This window comes from Pontibacter indicus (assembly GCF_900156345.1).
Classification (GTDB): Bacteria; Bacteroidota; Bacteroidia; order Cytophagales; family Hymenobacteraceae; genus Pontibacter; species Pontibacter indicus.
Genome location: NZ_FTPP01000002.1, coordinates 903168 through 926288, shown reverse-complemented (window position 1 = coordinate 926288; position 23121 = coordinate 903168). Strand labels below are relative to the sequence as shown.

At 54.3% G+C, this 23121-nt stretch carries 21 protein-coding genes; 7 read left to right on the top strand and 14 right to left on the bottom strand.

What is annotated here, in order from left to right:
- Positions 1-61 precede the first annotated feature (61 nt).
- Together B0B12_RS12890 and B0B12_RS12885 are read right to left on the bottom strand one after the other, a co-directional pair.
- Positions 62-253 carry a cold-shock protein gene (locus B0B12_RS12890; protein WP_076669406.1) on the bottom strand — a complete coding sequence of 64 codons (192 nt, stop codon included), beginning with the start codon at positions 251-253 and terminating at the stop codon, positions 62-64.
- A gap of 403 nt (positions 254-656) precedes the next feature.
- A complete protein-coding gene (locus tag B0B12_RS12885; protein WP_170871860.1) occupies positions 657-914 on the bottom strand; it encodes a hypothetical protein in 258 nt (85 codons plus the stop codon).
- Between the two features lie 52 nt (positions 915-966).
- On the opposite strand from B0B12_RS12885, the gene B0B12_RS12880 reads away from it, so the two are divergent.
- Positions 967-2631 (top strand): hypothetical protein, encoded by a 1665-nt coding sequence (locus B0B12_RS12880; protein WP_244554699.1) that lies wholly within the window; start codon positions 967-969, stop codon positions 2629-2631.
- Positions 2632-2711: 80 nt separating this feature from the next.
- Here B0B12_RS12880 and B0B12_RS12875 read toward each other — a convergent pair whose 3' ends face one another.
- From B0B12_RS12875 to B0B12_RS12865, 3 genes are all read right to left on the bottom strand, one after another.
- On the bottom strand, positions 2712-3578 hold the full coding sequence (locus B0B12_RS12875; protein WP_076670342.1) for an SDR family oxidoreductase: 867 nt from the start codon (positions 3576-3578) through the stop codon (positions 2712-2714).
- 101 nt (positions 3579-3679) lie between these two features.
- Entirely contained in the window at positions 3680-4537 is an 858-nt protein-coding gene (locus tag B0B12_RS12870) for a hypothetical protein (RefSeq protein ID WP_076669403.1), read from the bottom strand.
- A 101-nt stretch (positions 4538-4638) separates the two neighbouring features.
- A complete protein-coding gene (locus tag B0B12_RS12865; protein WP_076669402.1) occupies positions 4639-8589 on the bottom strand; it encodes an AAA domain-containing protein in 3951 nt (1316 codons plus the stop codon).
- 217 nt (positions 8590-8806) lie between these two features.
- On the opposite strand from B0B12_RS12865, the gene B0B12_RS12860 reads away from it, so the two are divergent.
- From B0B12_RS12860 to B0B12_RS12850, 3 genes are all read left to right on the top strand, one after another.
- A complete protein-coding gene (locus B0B12_RS12860; RefSeq protein ID WP_076669400.1) occupies positions 8807-9541 on the top strand; it encodes a hypothetical protein in 735 nt (244 codons plus the stop codon).
- A 191-nt stretch (positions 9542-9732) separates the two neighbouring features.
- Positions 9733-10818 carry an alpha/beta hydrolase family protein gene (locus tag B0B12_RS12855; protein WP_076669399.1) on the top strand — a complete coding sequence of 362 codons (1086 nt, stop codon included), beginning with the start codon at positions 9733-9735 and terminating at the stop codon, positions 10816-10818.
- Positions 10819-10845: 27 nt separating this feature from the next.
- Positions 10846-11328 carry an NUDIX hydrolase gene (locus tag B0B12_RS12850; RefSeq protein WP_083704206.1) on the top strand — a complete coding sequence of 161 codons (483 nt, stop codon included), beginning with the start codon at positions 10846-10848 and terminating at the stop codon, positions 11326-11328.
- Between the two features lie 10 nt (positions 11329-11338).
- On the opposite strand, the gene B0B12_RS12845 is transcribed toward B0B12_RS12850, so the two are convergent.
- From B0B12_RS12845 to B0B12_RS12830, 5 genes are all read right to left on the bottom strand, one after another.
- On the bottom strand, positions 11339-12295 hold the full coding sequence (locus B0B12_RS12845) for a ComEA family DNA-binding protein (protein WP_076669397.1): 957 nt from the start codon (positions 12293-12295) through the stop codon (positions 11339-11341).
- Between the two features lie 7 nt (positions 12296-12302).
- The gene (locus B0B12_RS20365) at positions 12303-12464 is read right to left on the bottom strand and encodes a hypothetical protein (RefSeq protein WP_170871859.1); all 162 of its coding nucleotides are present in this window, start codon (positions 12462-12464) and stop codon (positions 12303-12305) included.
- 6 nt (positions 12465-12470) lie between these two features.
- Positions 12471-14126 (bottom strand): sodium-dependent transporter, encoded by a 1656-nt coding sequence (locus tag B0B12_RS12840; RefSeq protein WP_076669396.1) that lies wholly within the window; start codon positions 14124-14126, stop codon positions 12471-12473.
- A gap of 126 nt (positions 14127-14252) precedes the next feature.
- Positions 14253-15161: an SDR family oxidoreductase gene (locus B0B12_RS12835; RefSeq protein ID WP_076669394.1), complete on the bottom strand. Its 909-nt coding sequence runs from the start codon at positions 15159-15161 to the stop codon at positions 14253-14255.
- A gap of 181 nt (positions 15162-15342) precedes the next feature.
- Entirely contained in the window at positions 15343-15975 is a 633-nt protein-coding gene (locus B0B12_RS12830) for a peptidylprolyl isomerase (protein WP_083704205.1), read from the bottom strand.
- 294 nt (positions 15976-16269) lie between these two features.
- On the opposite strand from B0B12_RS12830, the gene B0B12_RS12825 reads away from it, so the two are divergent.
- A complete protein-coding gene (locus B0B12_RS12825) occupies positions 16270-17829 on the top strand; it encodes an alanine/glycine:cation symporter family protein (protein ID WP_076669393.1) in 1560 nt (519 codons plus the stop codon).
- A gap of 122 nt (positions 17830-17951) precedes the next feature.
- Here B0B12_RS12825 and hemC read toward each other — a convergent pair whose 3' ends face one another.
- From hemC to B0B12_RS12805, 4 genes are all read right to left on the bottom strand, one after another.
- A complete protein-coding gene (gene hemC, locus B0B12_RS12820; RefSeq protein WP_076669392.1) occupies positions 17952-18905 on the bottom strand; it encodes a hydroxymethylbilane synthase in 954 nt (317 codons plus the stop codon).
- A gap of 9 nt (positions 18906-18914) precedes the next feature.
- Positions 18915-20042 (bottom strand): DNA polymerase III subunit, encoded by a 1128-nt coding sequence (locus tag B0B12_RS12815; protein ID WP_076669390.1) that lies wholly within the window; start codon positions 20040-20042, stop codon positions 18915-18917.
- A 110-nt stretch (positions 20043-20152) separates the two neighbouring features.
- On the bottom strand, positions 20153-21358 hold the full coding sequence (locus B0B12_RS12810) for a GlmU family protein (protein WP_076669389.1): 1206 nt from the start codon (positions 21356-21358) through the stop codon (positions 20153-20155).
- Between the two features lie 224 nt (positions 21359-21582).
- Positions 21583-21828 (bottom strand): type B 50S ribosomal protein L31, encoded by a 246-nt coding sequence (locus tag B0B12_RS12805; RefSeq protein ID WP_076420761.1) that lies wholly within the window; start codon positions 21826-21828, stop codon positions 21583-21585.
- Positions 21829-22004: 176 nt separating this feature from the next.
- On the opposite strand from B0B12_RS12805, the gene B0B12_RS12800 reads away from it, so the two are divergent.
- Complete coding sequence (locus B0B12_RS12800) at positions 22005-22514, top strand: phosphoribosyltransferase family protein (protein WP_076669387.1); 510 nt, start codon at positions 22005-22007, stop codon at positions 22512-22514.
- Between the two features lie 17 nt (positions 22515-22531).
- Positions 22532-23110: a non-canonical purine NTP diphosphatase gene (locus tag B0B12_RS12795; RefSeq protein WP_076669386.1), complete on the top strand. Its 579-nt coding sequence runs from the start codon at positions 22532-22534 to the stop codon at positions 23108-23110.
- Positions 23111-23121 lie beyond the last annotated feature (11 nt).

Below are 23121 nucleotides of genomic sequence, written 5' to 3'. Positions count from 1 at the left end.
AGAAAACTGAGCGGGTCAAAATAGATGAATGCCCTGCCTAAAGGGCTATATGATCGTTAACTTAGATACGCTCTACGTTAATTGCATTCAATCCTTTTTTGCCATCTTTCACTTCGAAAGAAACGCGGTCGTTCTCACGGATTTCGTGAACAAGACCTGTCTGATGAACGAAGATGTCTTGGTTTGTATCGTCAGCCACGATGAATCCGAAGCCCTTAGATACGTTGAAGAATTTTACTTTACCTGTTTGCATGATAAATAATTGTTAATAATAGAGGCAAAGGTAAAAATAACTTCTTATAAATAACCAAATTCCTAAAAATAAAATAAGGCTAACTGACTCAGAAACATAGCCCTGATTTTTCAACTCCCAATGCGATCTGGCGCAGGCAGTGCCATCACCTCCCGTCACGCTTTCAACCAAAGAACGCCTCATAACCCTCCTACGTGAGGCTCGTATAGCTAAAACGTTCAGTTACACTAACTAAATAGGTATAGTCACCATTTTTTGATGTGGCGTGAACAAGGCTCTGTCTCTGTTCCGGTACATTGTGCCGTGCAGTGGCGAGGCCAAATTTAATCAAGCCTTTACTAGTCCAAATTAATCTATAACTATAAACTGAGGAGATCAGAACTATGAAAGAAAACGAAAAAAATCAGTCATCCAGCCAGTCTGGAAGTATGTCGGGCAGTATGTCTTCGGGCACTTCGAACCAGAGCGGTTCCAGCTCAAGCGGTTCCGGCATGGACTCTATGAACCAAGGAAGTTCCAGCATGGGAAACCAGGGAAGCTCTAGCATGGGCTCATCATCTTCCAGCTCAAGCCCTACCTCAAAGAGCAGCAGCAAATCGACTTCCACTGACACAAAGTCAACAGGTACAAAAGCCAAAACAAGTACTAAAACCACTTCCAAAACCTCTGATTCAAAATCAGGGAAATCCTCCTCTTCCAAGTCTGGTAAAGGCATGGAGTCTACCAGCAGCAGTTCGATGAGCGGCAGCTCAATGGGCAGCAGCGACCAGAACTATGGTAGCCAGAGCGGCTCGCAGCAAAGCGGCATGGGCAGCTACAGCTCACAGCAAGGCGGCCAAAACTACGGTGACAGCCAGCAGGGCTACGGCTCGCAGGGCGGCTATGGCTATGGCTCGCAGCATAGCGGCGGTTACGGTGGCCAGAGTGGCTATGGTTATCAGGGCGACTATGGTTCTTCGCAGCAAGGCGGTGGCATGCAGCGTGGCTACGGCGACAGCAGCGGCTACAGCTCATCTTCGCAAGGTAATTACGGCTCGCAGGGTGGCTATAACTACGGCAACCAAGGCGGCATGGAAGGCAACCGCACCCGCTACCAGGACCAGGACTACGGTGCTTCGAGAGGTGGTATGCAGGGCGGTTATCAGGATAGAGAAGGCGACAACATGGGTGGCCAGAGCTACGGTGGTTCGCAAGGTTCTTTCGGCATGCAGGGCAGCGGCTCTAACCAGGGTGGCTACGGCAGCTACGAGAGCGGTCGCGGCGGATACGAACAAGGCGGTAGCTACCGCAGCAGCAACCAGGGCAATTACGGCAGCTCTTCCTCTCAGGGTGGCTACGGCTCTATGGGAAGCGGACAGGAAGGCTATGGCTCCAGCATGACGGGTTCTGGTTCATCCAGAACAAACATGCACGGTGGCTATGGCAACCAGGGCAGCTACCAGCAGAGCTACGGACAAGGCGACTATGGCCAGCGTGGCTCTCAGGGTGGATATGGTTCTTCACAGCAGGGCAGCGGCATGCAGCGTGGCTACGGTGACAGCAGCGGCTACAGCTCATCATCACAAGGTGGCTACGGTGGCTCTATGAGCGGACGCAGTGGCTCGCAAGGAGGCTACGGCTCTTCTTCGCAGGGTAACTATGGCTCCATGAGTGGCTCACAGAGCGGCTACGGCGACCGTGACCGTTACGGTTCCATGGGCTATGGTTCATCAAGAGGTATGAGCGAGTACGATCGCGATGATTATGGCTCACAAAGAGGCTATAGCTCACAGAGCTCTATGCAAGGTGGCTATGGCTCGCAGGGCGGCTACGGCTCACGCGGTGGTTCTTATAACGACGAGTACCGTTCGTCTCAGGACCGCGGCCGCGGCGGAAGCTCTTACGGTGATAATTATGGCTCACAAAGCAGCTATGGTGGTTCTTCCCGCCAGGGCATGCAGGGTGGCTACGGCTCATCACAGGGCAGCGGCTATGGCTCATCTTCGCAAGGCGACTACGGCTCTATGAGCGGACGCAGTGGCTCACAAGGTGGTTACGGTTCTTCGCAGGGCGGCTATGGTTCTATGAGCGGTAGCAGTTCTATGAGAGGCGGCGGCTACGGTGGCTCTGAAAGAAGCGGCGGTATGAGCGGCTATGGTCAGAGTGGCTATCGCGAAGGTGGCTACGGCCAGGGCGGACGAGGAGGCGACCAGAGCCGCTATGGCTCTATGGACAGCAGCACCTCTTACTACAGCGATAACCAGGGCTCATCCTCACGCGAAAACTATCGCAGTGGTATGGGCAGCCAGGACTATTCGCAGCGTGGACGCTCCAACTACGATGATGACAGCAGCAGCTTTGAGACAAGAAGAAGCGACCGTTATCGTGACTTGGACTAAGCTGATTTGATCTAAAGCAAGAGGGCCTTTCCTGAATCAGGAAAGGCCTTCTTTTTTGGTGTCTAGCTATACCTATAATTTCAAAAGCACTCCTGGTAGTCATTGGCAAACTGCCGGAAACTGTGCGGAGGACGACCCGTTACTTCCTGCACGGTGTCCGTGACGTTGGCAGATTTTCCGGCCTTGTAGGTAGCGTATAGTTCCAGAATGGCATCGGCAATAGGTACCGGGGTATGATGTGCCAGCATGGCTTGACGCACTGTCTCTTCGGGCACATCCACAAAGTCAATTTGCTTGCCGGTTGCCTCGCCCAACACTTCGGCTATTTCCTGGTGCGAAAGAGCCTCCGGCCCGGTCAGTTCGTATACCTTTCCCTGATGCTCACCCGATAGCAGCACCTCCACCGCCACAGACGCAATATCGCGGGTGTCGATGTAGCTGACCTTCCCCTCTCCCACCGGCATGTAGAATTTGCTTTCCCGCTTAATAGAGGCAGCACTGTAGGTCACCAGGTTCTGCATAAAGCCTGCCGGCCGCAATATGGTATAAGGGATGCCGCTTTCTTCCACATACCTTTCCATCTCCCGGTGCCAACGCTCCAACTGTATACCCGGTTCAGCCCCGGCTCCCAGCGCCGACAGCCTTACAATGTACTTTACGCCCTGCTTCTTGGCCTCTTCCACCAGGTTGCGGGCCATCTGCAGCTGGTCTTCCGAAAGAGGCGTGATGAGCACCATTTGGTCTATGTTTGTGAAGGCGGCGTGCAGTGAGTCAGGGTCGTTGAAATCCACCTCCACGATCTCCACACCGGGCAAGCGCTTCAGGTTTTCGCCTTTGATGACAGAATGGACCCCTGCCCGCACCGTGACGTCCTGCATGGCAAGCTGTTTTACAATTTCGTGGCCTACTGTACCTGTAGCGCCCGTTACCAATATCGTTTGTCGCATCGTTTTGTCTGTTTTGAGGTATGTTCGCTGTATATGCACCACAAACTGTTGTGACACAGCTATACCTATAAACTGATTTGCCTCGCGATAGGTTAAGGGGCCTATTTTTTCATTTCAAAGCTAACCAGGTAGAGCTTGCCTTTTTCGTTGCTGACGAGCAGTTCTGTCGGTGACAGGTATAGCAGCGCCTCCGCCTGACCTGTCCGGGCCAGTGGCAGACAGTAACGCTTGCCGGCAAACTGCACCTGCTCGTTTTCGGGTTCGAACAGGTATAGCCGTCCATACCCGAGCAAGGCGAAATCCTTTCCGTTCGGGGCGCTGTCGGCGGCGGTGATGGCCGAGCTGACGCGCAGTTCTTCCTGCGGCGGCAAGGTATAGGCACCGGCTTTGGTTGGCAAGGTATAGCGGCGGCTGACGCCCTTGCGGGCACGGCTTTTGGTAAACAGGTGCAGGCTGTCAGCACGGTAAAAGAACGCCTCCAGGTCGAAGTGTTTTTCGGATGCGGCTGGCGGAAATTCCTGTTGGTCGGCGAAGTGGAAGGGAATGGTATCCTGCACGGCCATACCTTCCTCCTGTACCTTGAAGACGCGCAAGTCGCGGCGGGTGTTGGCGTTGTTGCCGAAGTCGCCAATGTAGAGGTTGCCCTGGTCGTCCTGCGCCAGTTCTTCCCAGTCCCGGTTAGGTATAGGCAAGGGCACTGTTCGTAGTAATTCGCCTTTCAGGTTGAACAGGTATAGCTCAGCAGGCAAGCCACTGTCAGGATGCGTCCAGAATGTGCTGTCAGTGGCACGGGCAAGTCCGGAGCTTTCCCGGATGCGGGTATCGAGCCGACCGATGCGTTCCACCTTCACCTTGTAATCCCTCCGAAGCCGTTCGAAGTCGCTGTTGCGCCTGTCGGGCCCGCAGCCGCACAAAGACGTTTGCAGGTAGACATACAGGGTGAAAAGTTTGATGAGCATTCTTTAATTGTTGGCTGCTGGATGGTTGAATTGTTAATTGCTGATTGCTGATTGTGCACGATTACAAAAGTTTGTGGCGTGATTCCCAAACTCCCAAACTCCTAAACTCCCAAACTCTGAACTCCTTTTAGTTTTTTCACCAGCGCCTCTTTATTGTCCCAGTACTGCCGGCTGTATACCTTCTGGAAAGGCCAGTTGCGTTGGCGGAGTAATACCGGAATATCAGCGTGGGCGTGGCGGACGGAGAGGTTGTTAAAATACAGGTCGTCATCGGTGAGCACTACGCTATTGTAGTTTCCATCCTCCACCACGGTCAGATCGGCGAAAGGCACGGCGGCTTGCAGAGCAGGTATAGCTTGGGCGAGTCGCTCTTTCAGCAAGGGTACGTGCGCGGGCATGGGCAGCACCTGCGGCTCGTACTTGAAGTAACGGCGGCTGACTTGCTGGGCGTAGTGCAGGTAATCGCGCAGCAGTTTGGGGCCGGTGTGTTGGGCGTTGTCTACCTGCAGCTGCTCGCTCCGGATGCTGCTCACCACCATCACCAGTTGACGGGCACGGGTGATGGCCACATTCAGGCGGTTTTCGCCACCGGCCTGGTTCAGGCTGCCGAACTGCATCACCATCTTGCCTTTCGCGTCCGGTGCATAGCCCACCGACAAGATCACCACCTCTTTCTCGTCGCCCTGCATGTTCTCGATGTTCTTTACCGTGACCGTCGGCGGCAAGGCTATACCTTGCTGTTGGGCTTTTTCCTCCAACAAATCCTGCACCAGCATCTGCTGATTGTAGTTGAACGTGATGACGCCCACATCTTCCACCCCATTTTGCACGAATTGCCATACCTGCTCCACCACCTTTTCGGCTTCGGGGAGGTTGCTGTTTTGCTGCCACAGGCCTTGCACTTTCACAAACTGGATGGCAGGCTGACGGGCGTTCACGTCCTGCAGCTCAGGTATAAGCTCCAGCCGGTTTCGGTAGAAGTGCCGGTTTGAGAAATCGATCAGCTCCGGGAAGCGGCTTCGGTAGTGTTGCGTGAGCATGGTCTGCGGCAGGTATAGCCCACAGAGCTGCAGCAGCGATTCGGCGGTCAGTTCCTCGGCTTCTTCGTCGCCGTTACCGCCCCAGCGCGAACGGTACAGGTCTGAGGGGCGCAGCTGCTGCTCGTCGCCAGCCACCACCACCTGCTGCCCGCGCAGCATGGCCGGTATACCTGTTTCAGCGAAGCACTGGCTGGCCTCATCAAAAATCACCAGATCGAAGCAGCGCTCCAGTGGGAACACAGCCGACACCGTTTCCGGGGAGGCCAGCCAGCAGGGTGCCAGGTTCAGAATCTCCTCGCCGAACAGCTCGAATAGTTTGCGAATCGGGTATAGGCTGCGCTTCTTGCTCACCTGCGCATGCAGCCGTCGGTAGGTTACGGCATTGCCGAGCCGGTTGTGCTCCATGTGCCGGTAGGTCTGCTCCCGCAACCGCGACAGCACGATCTCCTGGCTCAGGTCCTGCTTTTGCTGCAGCAGATTTTGGAGGTCGGTTTCCACACGGTCTAGCTCACCGCTGTCGGGCATGCGCAGTTCGGGGTGCTGGCTTTCGAGTTCGTGCAGCCAGGCCAGGTATAGGCTATTCAGAAAAAGCTCCTCGCCGAGTTGTGCGTTGGCCATACCTTCGCGCAACACCTGCCGGCAGACTTCCTGCTCTGCCACAGTGAGGGTGCTGCGGAGTTCGTCATAAGCCACCAGTTGCTCGAAATTCTGCCGGAGGCTCCCCAGCAGGATCGTGCTGTAGTCCTCCTCTTCTGTCAGCTTCTCGATGTGCGTTTTTGGGAGCCATTGTTCCCACTCGCCGTAGCGCTGTTCAAACACTTGCAGCGCCTGGGCCAAGGCCTGCAGGTGGCCGGACAGGTTCGCTTCCAACCACATCTTTTCGTGCAACACCCGTTCCCGGTGCAGTTGTTTCAGTAATTGGTGCGCTTCTAAGGCCTGTTCCACCACCTCTAGCTTCTGCAGCATCGGGGTTGGGTTGTCTTCGAGGCGCAAGGTATAGCTGATGCTTTTGTTGATGGCCTTGATCAGTCCCTGCGCCTGCTCGCGCAGCTCGAGGCGCCGTTGCAGTTCGCCCACGCCGCCAGGGCTCAGGTCGAGTTTATACTTATCCAGTGCCTGTTGCAGCACTTTTTTGTCTTGCGAAAAGTACCAACTTACGCCTTTCAAAAAATCCTTCTGCTTCGCCTCGAAAACCGTGATCGCTGATTTTACCAGCGTCAGTTGCTCTACAGGTATAGCGGCGTCCGGAGCGGGGCACACCAGGTATAGCCCTTTGAGCTGGCGCACCAGTTTCTTCAACTCCGATGCCTTGGCCTGTTTGCGCAATAGCGGTTGTATAACCCCGGACACACCTTCCAGCTCTAGCAGGTGCTGCAATTCATCCAGGGTGTCGTAGGCCGCACGGAAACGCTCCAGGCTGCTCAACTCAAAATCGGAGCCGCTCAGTTGGCTGATGCCCTGCCGCATGGCACGGTACTGCTCGGGCAGCGCCTCGATGGTACGCTCCATTTCCTGCCGCTGCGGCCAGCCGAAACCCCGCATGCTGTGCCGCTCCTTCCAGACAAAGTCAGGCTGCTCCAACGCAATGCCCTGTTGCAGACAGGCGCGCAGGCGGGGCAGGAAGTCCGTGACGGTGTCGGCAGTGAATTGCTTGAACACCTCCGACAGACGCACGTGGGGCTCCTGCAGACTGCTGCGCAGGTATAGCTCTTTGGGCGACCAACCACATCGGCTGCTATCGAAAAGAGCAGTGCGGAAACGCTCCAGCTTCTGGAGACTCTGGTTGATGCCGCGGCTCACTTCCAGAAACGTGCGGTCGGTGTAAATGCTGTTGAGGGCGTGGTTCTGCTTCTTGTATTCCTCCACCTGGTCTATCTGCAGGAGCAGTTGCTGGTAAATGCTTTTGCGGTCGGCGTTGATGTCGTGCACCAGGGCGGCGAACGGTCCGAGTCCGGCGGATGACAGGCGCTGGTGCACCACATCGAGGGCGGCGCGCTTCTGGCTCACCACGAGCACCCGCTTGCCGCGCGCCGTGAAATCCGACACCAGGTTACAGATAAGTTGCGACTTGCCCGTACCCGGAGGACCCTGCACCACGAGCGAACGCCCCTGCTTTACCTGCTGCAAAGCTACCTCCTGCGAGGCATCCATGGCAAAGGCGGTAAAGGTCTGTTGCGCCTGCGTGGCGGCCTGACTTATACCTGTGTCGGGACTTGTAAACAAATCCTCCATCTCCTCCAAACCATCGCGCTGCAGTAGTTCGTCGTAGTCGTTGAGCAAAAACGAAGCGGCCTGCGGGTATAGCCCGAGCACGGCTTCCTGCTCAAGGTATAGCTGACCGGGTTTCAGGTCGGCCTCGTAGTCGGCTTTGCGGAAATCGCGGAAAGGCTTGAGTTTGTCTGTGAAAAATTCGCGGCCCGCGTGTATCGTCAGTTGGTTTTCTTTCAGAAGCTCGTATACCTGCGTGCGAAACTCCAGCGGATGGGTAGGCAAAGTGTTCAGGTCAAGTTCCAGCAAGGGTTCGGCCAGTGGCGTGCCCATGTAGTGCGCGTAGGCCAGCACAAAGCTCTGGTTAAACTGCGCCGGTTGCGAGTTGTCAGGTAGCAGCTCCCACTCCTGCTTGGCGTTCACCTGCAGTTGCACCGGGAAGAACAGCAGCGGGCAGCGCACGGTGGTGCCATCCGAGAACTGGCCATGCACAAAGGGCCAGCCCAGGTATAGCTCGCGGCTTCCGCGCTCCTCCACAATCATATCGGCTTTGCGCCGGATGTAGCGCAGGCGCTGGCTGACCGGCGTGACCGGGGCATAGCGGCTGTCGGCAAAAGGCGCCAGCACGGCAGCCTTGCCACCGATCACCTTTTCCAGGGTATGGAAAGCGGGTTTGTTGTTGATGAAATCCAGCTCGTTGACGTCCAGGTGCAGCTCGCGCGAAAGCCGCAACAGCAACAGGGCTCTGTTGCCGGCGCTCAGGTTAAGCAATCGATGACGGTAGCTTTTTAAAATGGATTTCATAAAGTGCGTTGCTCCGAAAACGGATGAACGTGCAGAATAGTCTGTAGCTATACGGCAAGTCTGTGGCTAAACGGCAAGTTAGCAGGAAAATAGTGGAATGGAAACGACGGGATTACTATCACGATAGTATTTTATCCGTAAAAAACATCATAAAGCTCTGTCTGACAGCTTCATACTGCACCAGCCAGGCCTATACCTCCGCGCAACACCTGTACCTATGGAACCGATTAAAAAATTCAGGCCGCTCAGTCTGTTCGTCCCCGCTGTTGGAGAGCACATTGGGCCTGCCGCCAGTACGACTGCGCTGCTGGCGGCCTTCCTGTATACCTTCACCGCAGTGCATGTGGTGGCGGGCATTGCGTTTTATTTCCAGGACAAGAATCTTTTCTACAGCTACCTCACGGAAGACGGGTATATCGAATACTTCACTTCCTTCTTCTTGCTGGCCACTTCGCTCTATTGCCTTTATAAGGCGCCCCGGATGAACGGCAAATGGGCGAAGGCTTTCTACTACGCAGCGGCGGCTGTTTTTTTCTTTGGCTTTGGCGAGGAGATTTCCTGGGGACAGCGCATTCTGGGCTTTGGAGTACCGGAGGAACTAGAAAAGATTAACCCACAAAGCGAGTTCAACCTCCATAACATCCACCTGAACGGCGTGAACCTGAACAAGCTGATCTTTGGCAAGATGCTATACCTGGGCGTGTTCGTCTACTTCCTGGCTTTCCCGATGCTGTACCGCCGCAGGCAGTGGTTCAGGCAGGTGGTAGACAAAATCGGGCTTCCGCTGCCCACCTCTTTGCAAACGCTGCTCTATGTACTGCTTTTCTGCAGCCTGCTGCTCATCGATGACGGCAAAAAATGGGAGCTTCAGGAATTTGTGCTCGTCAGCTTTATTTTTTACGCCTTCCTGATGCCCTACAACAGGAGCACCTCCTACCCGGGTCAGGTATAGCCTGCACTATGGGCGAAGTTGCAGCGCCTGGCAGGCCGTTTAACCTATCGGGCCTGTTTAACCGTATGGAGTAAAAATTTCCCGTCAAGCTGGTTTGTGCTCCGCTATACCTGACAACATTTTCACCTCAACAGCAGTTGTAGTATCACGCACATGCAGTAGCTTGCGTCCTGCTTGCACTTACATTTACTATGAAAAAACCTGTTAACCTGCTCCTGTTCTTTGGCCTGATGCTCGCATTGCTGTCTTCCTGCCGCAAAGAGCGCGTGGAGAAAGAAGTGGCCCGCATGGATCAGTTTACGACCTCCAAAAAGTACCCTTTTAAGTTTACGGACGAGAGCCTGGAGAAATGGAAAGAGCAGGTTCCGGAGATCCAGAAAGTCAACATCAAGTCCACGCTGGATGGTGCCACACAGCCGGCCCTGTTCTATACCTCCGAAACAACCGGCCCGCGGCCGCTGCTGGTGATGCTTCACAGCTGGAGCAGCGAGTACCTGCAGGTCAAAAGCATCCCCTACGCGCTCTGGAGCAAGGAATACGACTGGGCCTTCATTCACCCCAACTACCGCGGCAAGTTCGACAACCCCGATGCCATGGCCTCTGACCTGGCCATTCAGGACATTGTGGACGCCGTGAACTACGCCAAGCAGCACACCGAGATCGACACGAACCGCATTTACATCCTGGGTTCTTCGGGCGGCGCCATGACGGCCCTGGTGGCAGCCGGCCGCCACCCCGAAATCTGGGCAGGCGTAGTCGCCTGGGTGCCCGTTTTCGACCTGGTGGACTGGTACGCCTTCAGCCAGAACTACCCGCACCGCGACTACAACCGCCACGTGGTGGCTGCCTGTGGAGGCGAGCCGCTGCCGGGCACGCCAGCTGCCGAGGAGTGTAAACGCCGCAGCCCGAGCACTTACATCCGCCAGGCCAAAGATGTACCGATTTTCCTGGCACACGGCACAGAAGACGTACTCGTTCCGCCAGACCACTCCATCCGGCCTTTCAACATACTGGCCAATCCGCAAGATACTGTTTCGCAGCAGGACATCGACTATCTGCTAAAGGAACAGGCGCTGCCTGAGGAACTGGCTAAAACAACCGAAGAGAGCAAGTATTTCACGTCTTCGGATCCGGAAGTGGTGTTTGTGCGGCAGTCCGACAACGTGCGCCTGGTGCTCTTTGTGGGGCAGCACGACATGGCTTATAACCCTGGTCTGTTGTGGCTGAACGAGCAACGGAAGAAAGTACCACTCCCTGAACCTGTAGCCGGGCAGTAAGCCATCCTTCTCTTGTAGCCTGAACCGATGCCCCAAACTCCCAAACCCGACGACCACGCTAAACCCGCTATACCTACGCTGGAGCAGGTTTCTGCGGGTGGCGTCGTGTTCCGGCGGGGAGCGTCAGGTATAGAAGTAGCCCTTATCTCAGTTGGCAAGCCTGAACGCTGGCAATTGCCCAAAGGTATAGTAGACCCCGGCGAGACACCAGAGGTGACAGCTGTGCGGGAAGTGCAGGAAGAAACAGGTATAAGCGCCTCCTTGCTGCAGAAAATAGAGACGATCGAGTATTGGTACGTGGGCAACAAGGCGGGCCAGCGGGTGCGTTTCCACAAGTTTGTGCATTTTTTCCTGCTCGCCTACGTGTCAGGTGACATCGGCCAGCACGACTGGGAAGTGAACGAAGCCCGTTGGGTCGATCTGCAGGCGGCCAAAGCACTGCTATCGTTCAAGAGTGAGCGGCAGGCGCTGGAGAAGGCGGAGCGGCTGCTTGATACTCTCGAAATGTGATGTGCTCTACCTACAGCTCCAGGTATGGCCTGACTTTCTCAAACAGCTCTGCCGTTACAATCTTAATCTGGCGTATATCCTCCACCTGCTGAAAATCGCCGTGCTGCTCGCGGTAGGCTACAATGGCCCGCGCCACGTTGGAGCTGATGTAAGGATGGGCTTTCAATTCGTCTGCCTTTGCCTGGTTCAACCGGATTTGCTTTAGCATGTTGGCTTTCGGCACGAAAGTATACTTGTGCAGACTGTCGACAACGGCGGGCGGAAGTCCGTATACCTCCTGCACCTGCGCCATGCTGTGGAAACCTCCCAGGCCATCCCGGTACTTCACAATCCTTGCTGATAGTTTGCTGCCAATGCCCCGGATCTGCTTAAGCTGCGTAGTGTCGGCAGCATTGATGTTGAAAGGCGCCAGAATAAAGCGCTCACGCGGCCGCGGGTTGTTAGCCCAGTTTGGATTGGGCGCCATCCGCGAATTGGCCGCTATACCTTGCGTGCGGTTATACCTGTCGGGCTTGGTTTCCGGAAGCTGGATGTATGGGTAGAGTGCCTGGAAAACGGAATCGGGCAGGCCGTAGATGGTGCCCAGTTGGGCCTTGTAAGTGAAGTCACCCACTTTGCTACGGTAGTTGAGGATGCGCTTTGCCATGTATGCAGGCATGCCCAGTTCCTGCCACTGTGCCTCCGTCAGGTGGTTGGGATTGAAAGGCTGCAGCGCCACAGGCAATTGGTATACCTTTTTTCGGCCCTTGGGCTCCGGCTGCCGGGCCTCCAGCTGCGCCACCAGGCTGTCGAGCAGGTGCCGGTCAGACGGGTTGCCGAAAGCGCCCGTCTCTGGTTTAGTGAGCCACTTAAATAGCAATGGTGCTGCCGTCAGCAGCACCATTGCCCCTATCAGTACCAGAAACCCATTTACCTCACGCTGTGAAAAGCCAAAGTTGCGTCGAATCCAGTACCTGAGTTTTTTCATAAAACGTCTAAGCCCGTGGAGCCTGCCGCTCTAGCTCGTCGTCGTTGTCGAGGTATGAGTCCGGCTCCGGTTTGGGAGGGGCGTTGAGCACCCTGATAAAAAAGTAAATCGTTGCGCCAGTTACTAACAACATAGTGCTGAGCATGACAACAAGTGCAGATGTATTCATAGTTTCCTAAATTCTTCCTTCTCTAACTCTTTTTTTATACGCCATGTATACCAGCGCCGCAATGCTCAGGAACACCACCACCAGCAGGATGCGGGAGGCATTCACATAGAAGAGCGTGTCCTGCAGCTTCTCGATCACAGCCGGGTCGGTGGCCTCGGCCAGCTGACGCTTCAGGCTGGAGTTCTTGATCTTGTTGATAATCGAGCTATCGTCCAGGATCCACTCACCGCTGAAGGCCGCTCCCCAGTCGCCACCTTTCGGGGTTACAAGCGAGCCGATGAACACCCACAGCAGAAGCAGCGGGGTAACGAACTTGATGATGAATTTGTAGATCTTCGGCACCTGTATGTCTGCACCAGACATGATCTCGCGCCAGCCTCTGTCCATACCGAACACCCAGGCAAACAGGATCGATTCGAACAAGGCGAAAACTACCAGCGACACCGTACCGGCCCAGTAATCGTACTCGTCGAACACACCGTAGTTGAAGAAGAGCACGGTTGGCATACCCAGCACCAGCACGATCAGGCCAAATGACCAGGCGGCAGGTCTGCGGTTCCAGTTAAACTCGTCCTGCAGGAAGCCGATCCACGGCGTACCCATGGCCAGCGACGAGGTGATGCCCGCAAAGAACAGCAAGCCAAACCACATCACACCCGAAATGGCACCCAGCACATCGCCCCACTGGTAGAACAGGTATGGCAGGGTACGGAAGCCCAGGCCTAAACCGCCCTGGCTGTTCACGAGGTTCACCACGCCATCTATACCCAGGTAACCGATCGAGATTGGAATCAGGATCGAAGCACCCAGCACCACTTCCACAAACTCGTTCATCCAACCGGCTGACATGGCATTGAGGGCGATGTCGTCTTTGGAGCGCACATACGAAGCATAGCAATGGATGGTGCCCATGCCCACCGAAAGGGTAAAGAAGATCTGACCGGCCGCAGCCAACCATACTGTAGGAGACCAAAGGTCATCAAAATTCGGCGTCCAGAGGAAGTTGAGGCCAACCGAGCTGTCGTTGATGGCACCGTTCTCACCTGCTGTAATCGTGAAACCTTTGTAAGCCAGGAACATACCAAATATAATCAGAAGCGGCATACCGATCTTGGCAACGCGCTCTACCCCTTTAGCAAGACCCTGAGAGAGAATCCAAGTGTTGAGCAGCAAGCAGATAACGAAGAAGAAGATAGGCTCATACGGGATGCCGAAGGTAGACTCACCCAGGTTCACGTACTGATCGAAGAAGGCAGAAACGCCATTCTGATCAAGTCCCTGGAAAGAGCCGGCCAGCGAGTGGAAAACGTAGGAAAGCGTCCAGGACTCTAGGTAACAGTAGTAGGAAGCCACGGCGATGTTGGTCCAGATACCGAACACACCGATGTATTTCCAGAGGCGGTTGCGGTGCATGGTGTCCACAATAAAAGGCGTGGAGTGGTGCCCGAACTTACCGCCGAAACGGCCCATGGACCATTCAATCCAGAGCAGCGGAATTCCCATCACCAGGAAACAGACCAGGTAGGGGATGATGAAGGCGCCGCCGCCATTCTGCACCGCCTGCACCGGGAAACGGAGGAAGTTCCCGAGGCCCACCGCGTTGCCGGCCATGGCCAATATGAGGCCCACGCGTGAGCCCCACGATTCTTTGTTAGCACTCATAAATAAGGGTAAAGGTTGGTTAGATTAGTTTAGGGTTGTAAGGTTTGTATAGGTACCGGGCAATTAGAATTTTAAGCTTACAAAATAAGCAATGTATCTGATTGCACCATATTATATTCGATATTTTTAATACTGCTCGGCCTGCGCTGCCACCATGGCGATGCCTTCCTGGAAAGTGTGCGGTTTATAACCCAGCTCCTGTTCGGCTTTGGTGATGATGAAACCGGTACGGGGTGGGCGTTTGGCGGGCTGCGAGAAGGTGCTGCCATCAGCTTTGTCGATGAGTGATTTGTCCAGCTGAAAGTAGTCGGCCACGAGGAGGGCCATGTCGTAGGGCGTGTACATTTCCTTGCCGGAGATGTTGTAGATGCCCTCCGCGTCTTGCTGCACGGCCAGCCAACAGCCCATGGCCAGGTCCTCGGCCAGCGTCGGGGTGCGGAACTGGTCGGTTACCACCTTGATCACTTTGCCGGCCCGCAGGCTATCGCGCACCCACAGCACGATGTTGGTGCGACCGTATTCGTGCACCACGCCATACACGAGCACCGTGCGCAGAATCGCCCATTTGCACCTGGCCTGCTTCACGATCTCCTCGGCCATCAGCTTGGTCTCGCCATAAAAACTGATTGGGTTGCCCTCTGCCTCTTCGTCGTAAGGACCGTCTTCACCGTCAAAAATAAAGTCGGTGGAAAGGTGGATCAGGTGCACGTTGTGCTTTTCGCAGGCTTCCACCACGTAGGCCACTGCATCACGGTTGAGCTTCAGCGCGCCTTCCCTGTCCGATTCGCACTGGTCCACGTTGGTCATGGCAGCGGTATGGATCAGGTGCGTTGGTTTGAAGTCAGCCACTACCCTATCCACATCCTCACGGTTGGTCACGTCCATCGAAGCAAAAGCCAGTGTTGGGAAGATCTCCGCCAGTTTGTTCTCGCCGCGGCTGGTGGCCAGTAACTCCACGTCGGTGCGGGGAAGCAGCAGAGCAGCCAGTTTCTGGCCCAGCAGACCGTTGGAGCCTGTAATCAGTATTTTTTTCATTTTTTTCAGATACTAGTATTGAATAAATCGTCTTCAAAGAAAGGTAGTCTTCCCCGTTTGCTTATGGAAAGGAGGAACTCCTCTTGACCATTCGGAAATGGTTAATATCGGGGCTGCCCTTTTTAAGCATAGGTGTAACACTCAAAAAGGGCAGCCATGTTATCAGGTATAGCCAGACCGGCTACAGATAGGTATAGCGGTATTTCTTGGCGATCTTTTTCTTTTTCACATCCTCCACCTTCACGGCCATCTTCACGTCCGAAAGCGGTCGGTTACGGCCATCCACCGGCTGGGCCGCTATTTTATCGATCACATCCAGGCCGTCAATCACCTGTCCATACACGGTATAGGCTTCGTCGAGCTGCGGGGTACCCTGGTGATTTTCCACGATGTAGAACTGTGAGCCGCTTGACTCCTTCTTAGGGTTTACCTGGTCGCCCATGCGGGCAGCGGCCAATGCACCGCGCACGTGCTTGTATTTTGGGTTGATCTCGGCGGGCACGGTATAGCCCGGATTCCCGGAACCATCGTTGCGCGGGTCGTCGTCCTTTGAGTTCGGGTCACCACCCTGAATCATAAACCCATCGATCACGCGGTGAAAAGTGGTGCCGTCATAAAAACCTTCGCGGGCCAGTTTCAGGAAGTTCTGTTTATGGAGCGGCGTGTCCTCGAAGAGCACCAGTTTCATGTCTCCGTGTGGCGTGGAGATGGTAACCAGTTGGTCTTTGCCTTTCGGTGCTTTCTGCGCTAGCACGGCCATGGGCAGCAGCGCCAGCAGCAGCATGAAAGCAGTTGTCTTTCTTAGCAGGTTCATGTGGAAGGGGTAAGTTTTCAGTTAAAAATGAGGTATAGGTTTCAAATTTAAGCCTTTTTGGTTCCTTTTTATGCTTTGGCCACATTTTCTACCGGCTTATTCAAATTCTCCTACTGCACCCTGTCATCCAAAGGAATAGCTCCGCCCCAATAAAAGCCGTTCGTATACCTGATAATGCTTGCACTATAAGAACTTTATACTGCATCTGTAGAAGCAATTTAAATGTTAATTTCCTACTTCCGTCGAATAAAATTATATTCATGCATACTGACTAAACTAACCTACCCCTATTTGATGAAAAAAGTACTACTTATGACAGGCCTTGGCCTTGCTGCTGCGGGCAGTGCACAGGCACAAACTCCGCCACCCACCATTGATGAAAAAATTGAGGCGGCTGTGGCCCCTACTGCCCAGTTTATTTCCGACATCATCTTCTATGAGGTAAATGTAGCCGGCACAGGTATACCGCTCATACTGGTTTGGCTGTTGGCAGGAGCCCTTTTCTTTACCGTGTACCTGGGCTTCATCAACATCAGGGGTTTTAAGTATGCATTTGACATTGTGCGCGGCAAATACAATCAGCCGGATGCTCCCGGCGAGCTGTCCCACTTTCAGGCACTGACGGCGGCCGTGTCGGGCACGGTGGGGCTCGGGAATATTGCGGGAGTAGCCATTGCCATTTCGCTCGGAGGGCCGGGCGCCACCTTCTGGATGATTATGGCAGGCCTGCTGGGTATGTCGACCAAGTTTGTGTCGTGCACCCTGGGGGTGAAGTACCGCGATGTGCATACCGACGGCACTGTTTCAGGCGGGCCGATGCACTACCTGAAAAAAGGACTGGCAGAGCGCGGCATGACGGGCATGGGCAGGTTTCTGGCGGCGTTTTTTGCGGTGATGTGCATTGGTGGAGCCTTGGGGGCCGGCAATATGTTCCAGATCAACCAGGCAACGCAACAGTTCATTACTGTTACTGGTGGCCCGGAGGCTTCTTTCTTCGGCGGTGGCAATGCCTGGTTGTTTGGTTTGATCATGGCCGTGCTGGTGGCGCTGGTGATCCTGGGTGGCGTCAAGAGCATTGCCCGGGTAACTGAGAAAATTGTTCCCCTGATGTGCGGCGTCTATATTCTGGCTGGCATTGTGGTGCTGGCAGTCAACTTCACGCAGATACCGGCCGCTTTCGGAGCCATTATCGAAGGGGCCTTCAGTACGACTGCCCTTGGCGGCGGCTTGGTTGGGGTGATGATCCAGGGTTTGCGCCGCGGTATATTTTCGAACGAGGCAGGTATAGGCTCTGCTTCCATCGCCCACTCTGCCGTAAAAACCAACATGCCCGTTACAGAAGGCTTTGTAGCTTCACTCGAGCCATTCATCGATACGGTGATCGTGTGCACGATGACAGCGCTGGTTATCGTGGTGACGGGCGCCTACACCCAGGACACAGGCGATGGCATTGCGCTCACCTCTACAGCTTTTGCCACAGTGATTGACTGGTTCCCGCTCGTGCTGGCTGCGGCCGTTATCCTCTTCGCCTTCTCTACCATGATCACCTGGTCCTACTATGGGTTAAAGTCCTGGACCTACCTGTTTGGCAACTCCACTTCATCCAAAACTTCTTTTAAAGTGCTGTTCTGCGCGTTCGTGGTGTTAGGTGCCCCGATTCAACTCATCAGCGTGGTTGCCTTCTCGGATGCCATGCTGTTTGCCATGAGCATCCCGAACCTGATCGGTTTGTTTATTCTGGCTCCGGTAGTCAAAAGCGAGATGCAGGCCTTCCTAACTTATTCGCGCTCCGGCACAAAACGGCCGCTCACGCAGCAGTCAGTAGAAGCAGCACAATTGGAATCCGAGGTATAGGTATAGGTATAGGTATAGGTATAGGTATAATCAATAGACAGGGCTTATACCTGCAACAAAAACGGGCCGCTTGCTTTGCGCAGGCGGCCCGTTTCGGTATTTTGGGTTTGAAAATGTTAGGCTTATTCTTCTCTTTCTGACCTGATCTCCTGGAGGATCTTGTCTCCGCCTCGGCTGAGGATTGTTTCGGCCAGCTTCGTGCCCAGTGCTTCGGCTTCCTCCTGGCTTCCTTCATATACTTCTGAGAGGTGCTGCTGTCCGTCGAGGCTCACAATGCCGCCCTGTATGCGCACGTTGCCTTCCGGTGTCAGCTTGGCCAGCGCGAAAGATGGGATGCTGCAACCGCCCTCCATCGTGCGCAGGAAAGCACGCTCAGCCAGCAGGCATACATGGGTATCGGCATGGTCAACGGCATCTTTTATCAGCTGCTTCAGCTCTGGCTCCAGATCGCGGGCACACTCCACGGCCACACTGCCCTGACCTGCAGCCGGTACAAACTCGTCGTCCGGGAAGGTATGCACGATCATGTGGTCGTAGCCCATTCGCACTACGCCGGCATAGGCCAGCACCAGCGCTTCAAACGGACCTTCCTTGAGCTTTTGCAGGCGGGTCTGCAGGTTGCCGCGAGACTCGTCCGTGGTCACATTCGGGTAGTACTTCTTAAGTAAGGCTCTGCGGCGCGTGGAGGACGTGCCGAGCATCACCTTGCTGTCACGCTCCAGTTTGAAGTCGGGGTTAAAAGACAGAAGCACATCATTCACGATCTCACGCTCCATAAAGGCCACCAACTCCAGCTCGTCAGGTATGGTCGACTGCACGTCTTTGGCGCTGTGTACGGCAATTTCGATGGTGCCCTCGCGCAGGCCTACTTCCAGCTCCTCAGTAAACACACCTTTCGAGCCCAGCTTCACAAGCGAGCGGTCGAGGATCTGGTCGCCTTTGGTACTGATGATGACAATTTCGGTATCGAGGCCGGCAGCCTGTAGCTTGTCAGCCACGGCATTTGCCTGCCAAAGGGCCAGCTTGCTGCCGCGCGTACCGATTCTAATCGTTTTTACTATTGTATTATTTTCCATGATATCTTCTTAACTAGCATTACGCAGGTACTGGGCGATCTGGATAGAGCTGTCTACGAACACCATTTTCGGGTTGGCGTTGCGCTCTATGTGATAATGCGCCTCATTCAGTTCCTGCGCCAGTTTTCCAGCGTTGTTTTCTGTCACCAGCTTCGAGAAATTCCGAACAAACTCCAGCTCGCTCGGGGGTAGGTAGGCGATCAGCGATTCGTCTATAACATAAAGCATCACCTTGCGGAAGAGGTTGAGTGCATAAAGCAAAAAGTTCTTCTGGTTCTCGCGGCCCAACTTCTGGAACTCCTCGCTGGCATCCACCACCTTGTCGAACTTGTAGCTGTAGCAATTGCGCATCCAATCGGTAAAGAAGGTAAAGTAGTCGCTGCTGACCTCGCCGGTGAGTTTGGTCGCGGCATTGAGGTTGCCCTCTGCCAGCTGCGCTACCTGATAGGCAGCTGTGTCGTCGAGTCCGTGCTTTTCTTTCAGGTATAGCACCACCTCCTCTTCCGTAAAAGCCCGCACCTGCACGATCTGAGTACGCGATGTGATGGTCGCCAGCAACTTCTCAGCCGACTGCGACACGAGCAGAAATAAGGTTTTGGCAGGTGGCTCTTCGAGTAACTTGAGCAGGGCGTTGGCCGCAAAGGGGTGCATCAGTTCCGGTAGCCAGATCAGCACAATTTTGTAGTCGCCCTCGAAGGCTTTGAGCGACACCAGCTTCACCAATTGGCGACTTTCCTCTTTGGAGATGTTGCCCTGCTTGTTTTCAGCGCCGATGTGCTGCATCCATTCGTTTAGTCCCTGATAAGGGTTGGCCAGCACGAATTCGCGCCACTCGCTCAGGAACTTCTGGCTGAGCACATCCTTGGTGATGGACTTGGTGCTGGTGACGGGCATCACGAAGTTGAAGTCGGGGTGCACCAGCTTGTTCATCTTCACGCAGCTGTTGCACGTTCCACATGAATCATCGGCCCGCTTGTCCTCGCAGTTGATGTAGGTAGCATAGGCCAGCGCCAGCGCCAGATTGGCACTTCCCTCCTGCCCCAGAAACAGCTGCGCATGCGCCACATGGTTCTGCCGCACCGAGTTGATGAGCAAAGCCTTCGTTTCCTGATGTCCTATGATCTGAGAGAAATGCACGTTGATAATTTGTTAAATTGTTTGATGGTTAAATTGTTGAACTAATGGATAACACACGCAGAATTTACATTCCACGAAGTTAACAATTTAACCATTAAACAATTTAGCCTTTACGCCTTCCTGTCCCACACCCTGTATTCCTGGGTCTGGTCGAATATATTTGCGAAGATAGCCTTTTCTATGTCATCAAAGGGCAAATTGCGGCGTCCCATTACTTTTTCGGCTACTTCGCTGGCCCTGCGCAACTGAAAAGTCTCGAAACCGGAGGCGCCCCCCCAGGCAAAAGAAGGGATGAAGTTACGCGGATAGCCGGCCCCGAAAATGTTGGCGCTCACACCTACCACCGTGCCCGTGTTGAACATGGTGTTGATGCCGCTCTTGCTGTGGTCGCCCATAATGAGGCCGCAGAACTGCTGCCCGGTGCTCTTGAAGCCGCCTTTGGCATAGCTCCAGATCTTCACCTCCGCATAGTTGTTTTTCAGGTTGGAGGTATTGGTATCGGCACCCAGGTTGCACCACTCGCCCAGCACGGAGTTGCCCAGGTAGCCTTCGTGGCCTTTGTTGGTATGGCCGAATATCACCGAAGCCGCCACCTCGCCGCCTACTTTGCAGAACGGTCCGATTGTCACGTCACCGCGCATTTTGCCGCCCACGTTCACGTTGCTGCCCTCGCAGATCGCAAATGGTCCTTTGATGATCGCGCCTTCGTGTATCTGGGCATTTTTACCGATATAGATAGGTCCGTTTTCGGCATTCAGAATGGCAGCCCTGATCTTGACACCCTCTTCTATGAAGATATTCTCCTCGTTGTACACCATCGTGTACTTATCATCTATCGGCTGGCTTTGCCGGCCAGCGGTCAGCACTTTAAAATCGGCGCGGATCTGGTTGCCATTCTGAACGAAGATCTCCCATACCTCCCGTACAATGTTCTCTGGCAGGCATTCCACTCGTTTAGCAGACGAATGCATGACCAGTTGCGCAGCATCGTGCAGGTCCAGGTTGTCGGCATTGAGCGCAACCAGGGTGTCCTCGCAGTATAAGCCTTCACCCACTTTTAGGGATCTGACCTGCTCTACCAGTCTTTCGTCCGGGCAAACAGCGCCGTTCACAAATACATTGTGCGTGCTATAGTGCGCCGGATATTTATGCTGCAGGTATGGCTGCGTCAGAAACGACACGGTAGCGCCTGCGAATACCTGCCATTTTTCGGCAATGGTCATGATACCAACACGCATATCGGCCACCGGCCTCGTAAAAGTCAGCGGCAAAAGCGATTGCCGGATAACAGGGTCATCGAAGAGAATGATGTTCATAGCTACAAAAATATAAAGTCTTCTTGAAAATATTCTGAAAGACCGGGTTTCTTACGGTGATCTTGAGCGAAAGTATGGGCTTGGTTCTTGGGCAGTTTCCTTTGGCGGTGAAGGCTATACCTGTGCCGCGCTATACCTTCGGAAAGCTGCTAAAAACAAAAAAGTCTTTCCGTATGGCTACAGAAAGACTTTTTCTAAACGTTTTAACCAAGTTTAAAACCTGACTATTTTTTCTTGTAACGTGTGTTGAAACGCTCCACACGACCCGCAGTATCCACGAAGATGTTTTTGCCAGTGTAGAAAGGGTGTGACGCAGAAGAAACTTCCACTTTAATCACTGGATATTCTTTGCCGTCTTCCATCGTGATTTTCTCGTCAGAGTTCATCGTAGAACGGGTGATAAATTTGAAATCACTCGTCATATCCTGGAAAACCACCTCTCTGTATTCTGGGTGAATGCCTTTTTTCATTATTATAAACGTTAATTAACCTTAATTTCTGAATCGGACTGCAAATTTAGCAAGTATTTTTGAATTTAAAATGCTACTAGCCAAATTATTTTAACATTCGCCGCAGGCTGCCATTGCTGACGATATTTCTATAAATTTGCCTCAGGTACAGCGCCATACCTTATATCGACACCCACATGACACACCCACAGCAAAACCTGATACTCGACCAGGGGCAGATCCAGCAGAAGATCACCCGCATGGCCTACGAGGTATACGAGCAGAACTTTGAGGAACAGACACTTGTACTGGCGGGCATCCACCGCAACGGCTATACCCTGGCAGGTATGCTGGCCCTCGAACTGGAGAAGATATCCCCCATCAAAGTAACGCTGCTGAAGGTGACCATCGACAAAACCGCCCCCCTGCAGTCGCCTGTCGCCATCACCCCCGATACCGCCGCCATCGAAAAGGCCGTGGTCATTATTGTGGATGACGTGCTGAACACGGGCAAAACGCTGGCCTATACCTTGAACGCCCTTCTGCCGCAAAACCCCAAGAAAGTGGAGATCGCGACGCTGGTGAACCGCCACCATACCTTGTTCCCGGTGTCAGCCACCTATACCGGCTACTCGCTGGCCACCACCCTGCGAGAGCGCGTGGATGTGGTGCTGCAAGACGATGAAGTAGCGGCGTACTTACACTAAGATTAACCTTGTACACTATGAAAGAACTCTGCTTCGCCACCAACAATAAAAACAAAGTAGCCGAGGTAAGCCGCATGCTCGAAGGCAAATACAAACTGCGCACCCTCGAGGACATTGGCTGCCACGAGGAACTGGCCGAAGACCAGGACACCCTGGAGGGCAACTCCCGTCAGAAGGCGCAATACGTGTGGGAGAATTACCAGGTAAACTGTTTTGCCGACGACACCGGGCTGGAGGTGGACGCCATCTGCGGCGAGCCCGGTGTATACTCGGCCCGCTATGCCGGTCCGCAGCGCAGCGACGCCGACAACATCCGCCACCTGCTCAAAAATATGGAGGGCAAGGAAAATCGCCGCGCCCGCTTCCGCACCTCCATCACGCTATACCTGGACGGGCAGGAACACCAGTTCGAAGGCATTGTGATCGGCCATATCACCACCGAATGGAAGGGCGACAAGGGCTTTGGCTATGACCCCGTGTTTGTGCCGGAGGGCTACGACCGCACTTTCGCGGAGATGATGCCGGAGGAGAAAAACGCCATCAGCCACCGCGGGGAGGCCATCCGCAAGCTCGTGGAATTTTTGAAGGCAGCTTAGCGTTTGGGAGG

What these genes read in the sequence shown, in the direction of transcription:
- B0B12_RS12890 (WP_076669406.1), bottom strand. Translation starts at nt 253, where the DNA reads ATGCAAACAGGTAAAGTAAAATTCTTCAACGTATCTAAGGGCTTCGGA.
- B0B12_RS12880 (WP_244554699.1), top strand. Translation starts at nt 967, where the DNA reads ATGGAGTCTACCAGCAGCAGTTCGATGAGCGGCAGCTCAATGGGCAGC.
- B0B12_RS12875 (WP_076670342.1), bottom strand. Translation starts at nt 3,578, where the DNA reads ATGCGACAAACGATATTGGTAACGGGCGCTACAGGTACAGTAGGCCAC.
- B0B12_RS12870 (WP_076669403.1), bottom strand. Translation starts at nt 4,537, where the DNA reads ATGCTCATCAAACTTTTCACCCTGTATGTCTACCTGCAAACGTCTTTG.
- B0B12_RS12865 (WP_076669402.1), bottom strand. Translation starts at nt 8,589, where the DNA reads ATGAAATCCATTTTAAAAAGCTACCGTCATCGATTGCTTAACCTGAGC.
- B0B12_RS12860 (WP_076669400.1), top strand. Translation starts at nt 8,807, where the DNA reads ATGGAACCGATTAAAAAATTCAGGCCGCTCAGTCTGTTCGTCCCCGCT.
- B0B12_RS12855 (WP_076669399.1), top strand. Translation starts at nt 9,733, where the DNA reads ATGAAAAAACCTGTTAACCTGCTCCTGTTCTTTGGCCTGATGCTCGCA.
- B0B12_RS12850 (WP_083704206.1), top strand. Translation starts at nt 10,846, where the DNA reads ATGCCCCAAACTCCCAAACCCGACGACCACGCTAAACCCGCTATACCT.
- B0B12_RS12845 (WP_076669397.1), bottom strand. Translation starts at nt 12,295, where the DNA reads ATGAAAAAACTCAGGTACTGGATTCGACGCAACTTTGGCTTTTCACAG.
- B0B12_RS20365 (WP_170871859.1), bottom strand. Translation starts at nt 12,464, where the DNA reads ATGAATACATCTGCACTTGTTGTCATGCTCAGCACTATGTTGTTAGTA.
- B0B12_RS12840 (WP_076669396.1), bottom strand. Translation starts at nt 14,126, where the DNA reads ATGAGTGCTAACAAAGAATCGTGGGGCTCACGCGTGGGCCTCATATTG.
- B0B12_RS12835 (WP_076669394.1), bottom strand. Translation starts at nt 15,161, where the DNA reads ATGAAAAAAATACTGATTACAGGCTCCAACGGTCTGCTGGGCCAGAAA.
- B0B12_RS12830 (WP_083704205.1), bottom strand. Translation starts at nt 15,975, where the DNA reads ATGAACCTGCTAAGAAAGACAACTGCTTTCATGCTGCTGCTGGCGCTG.
- B0B12_RS12825 (WP_076669393.1), top strand. Translation starts at nt 16,270, where the DNA reads ATGAAAAAAGTACTACTTATGACAGGCCTTGGCCTTGCTGCTGCGGGC.
- hemC (WP_076669392.1), bottom strand. Translation starts at nt 18,905, where the DNA reads ATGGAAAATAATACAATAGTAAAAACGATTAGAATCGGTACGCGCGGC.
- B0B12_RS12810 (WP_076669389.1), bottom strand. Translation starts at nt 21,358, where the DNA reads ATGAACATCATTCTCTTCGATGACCCTGTTATCCGGCAATCGCTTTTG.
- B0B12_RS12805 (WP_076420761.1), bottom strand. Translation starts at nt 21,828, where the DNA reads ATGAAAAAAGGCATTCACCCAGAATACAGAGAGGTGGTTTTCCAGGAT.
- B0B12_RS12800 (WP_076669387.1), top strand. Translation starts at nt 22,005, where the DNA reads ATGACACACCCACAGCAAAACCTGATACTCGACCAGGGGCAGATCCAG.
- B0B12_RS12795 (WP_076669386.1), top strand. Translation starts at nt 22,532, where the DNA reads ATGAAAGAACTCTGCTTCGCCACCAACAATAAAAACAAAGTAGCCGAG.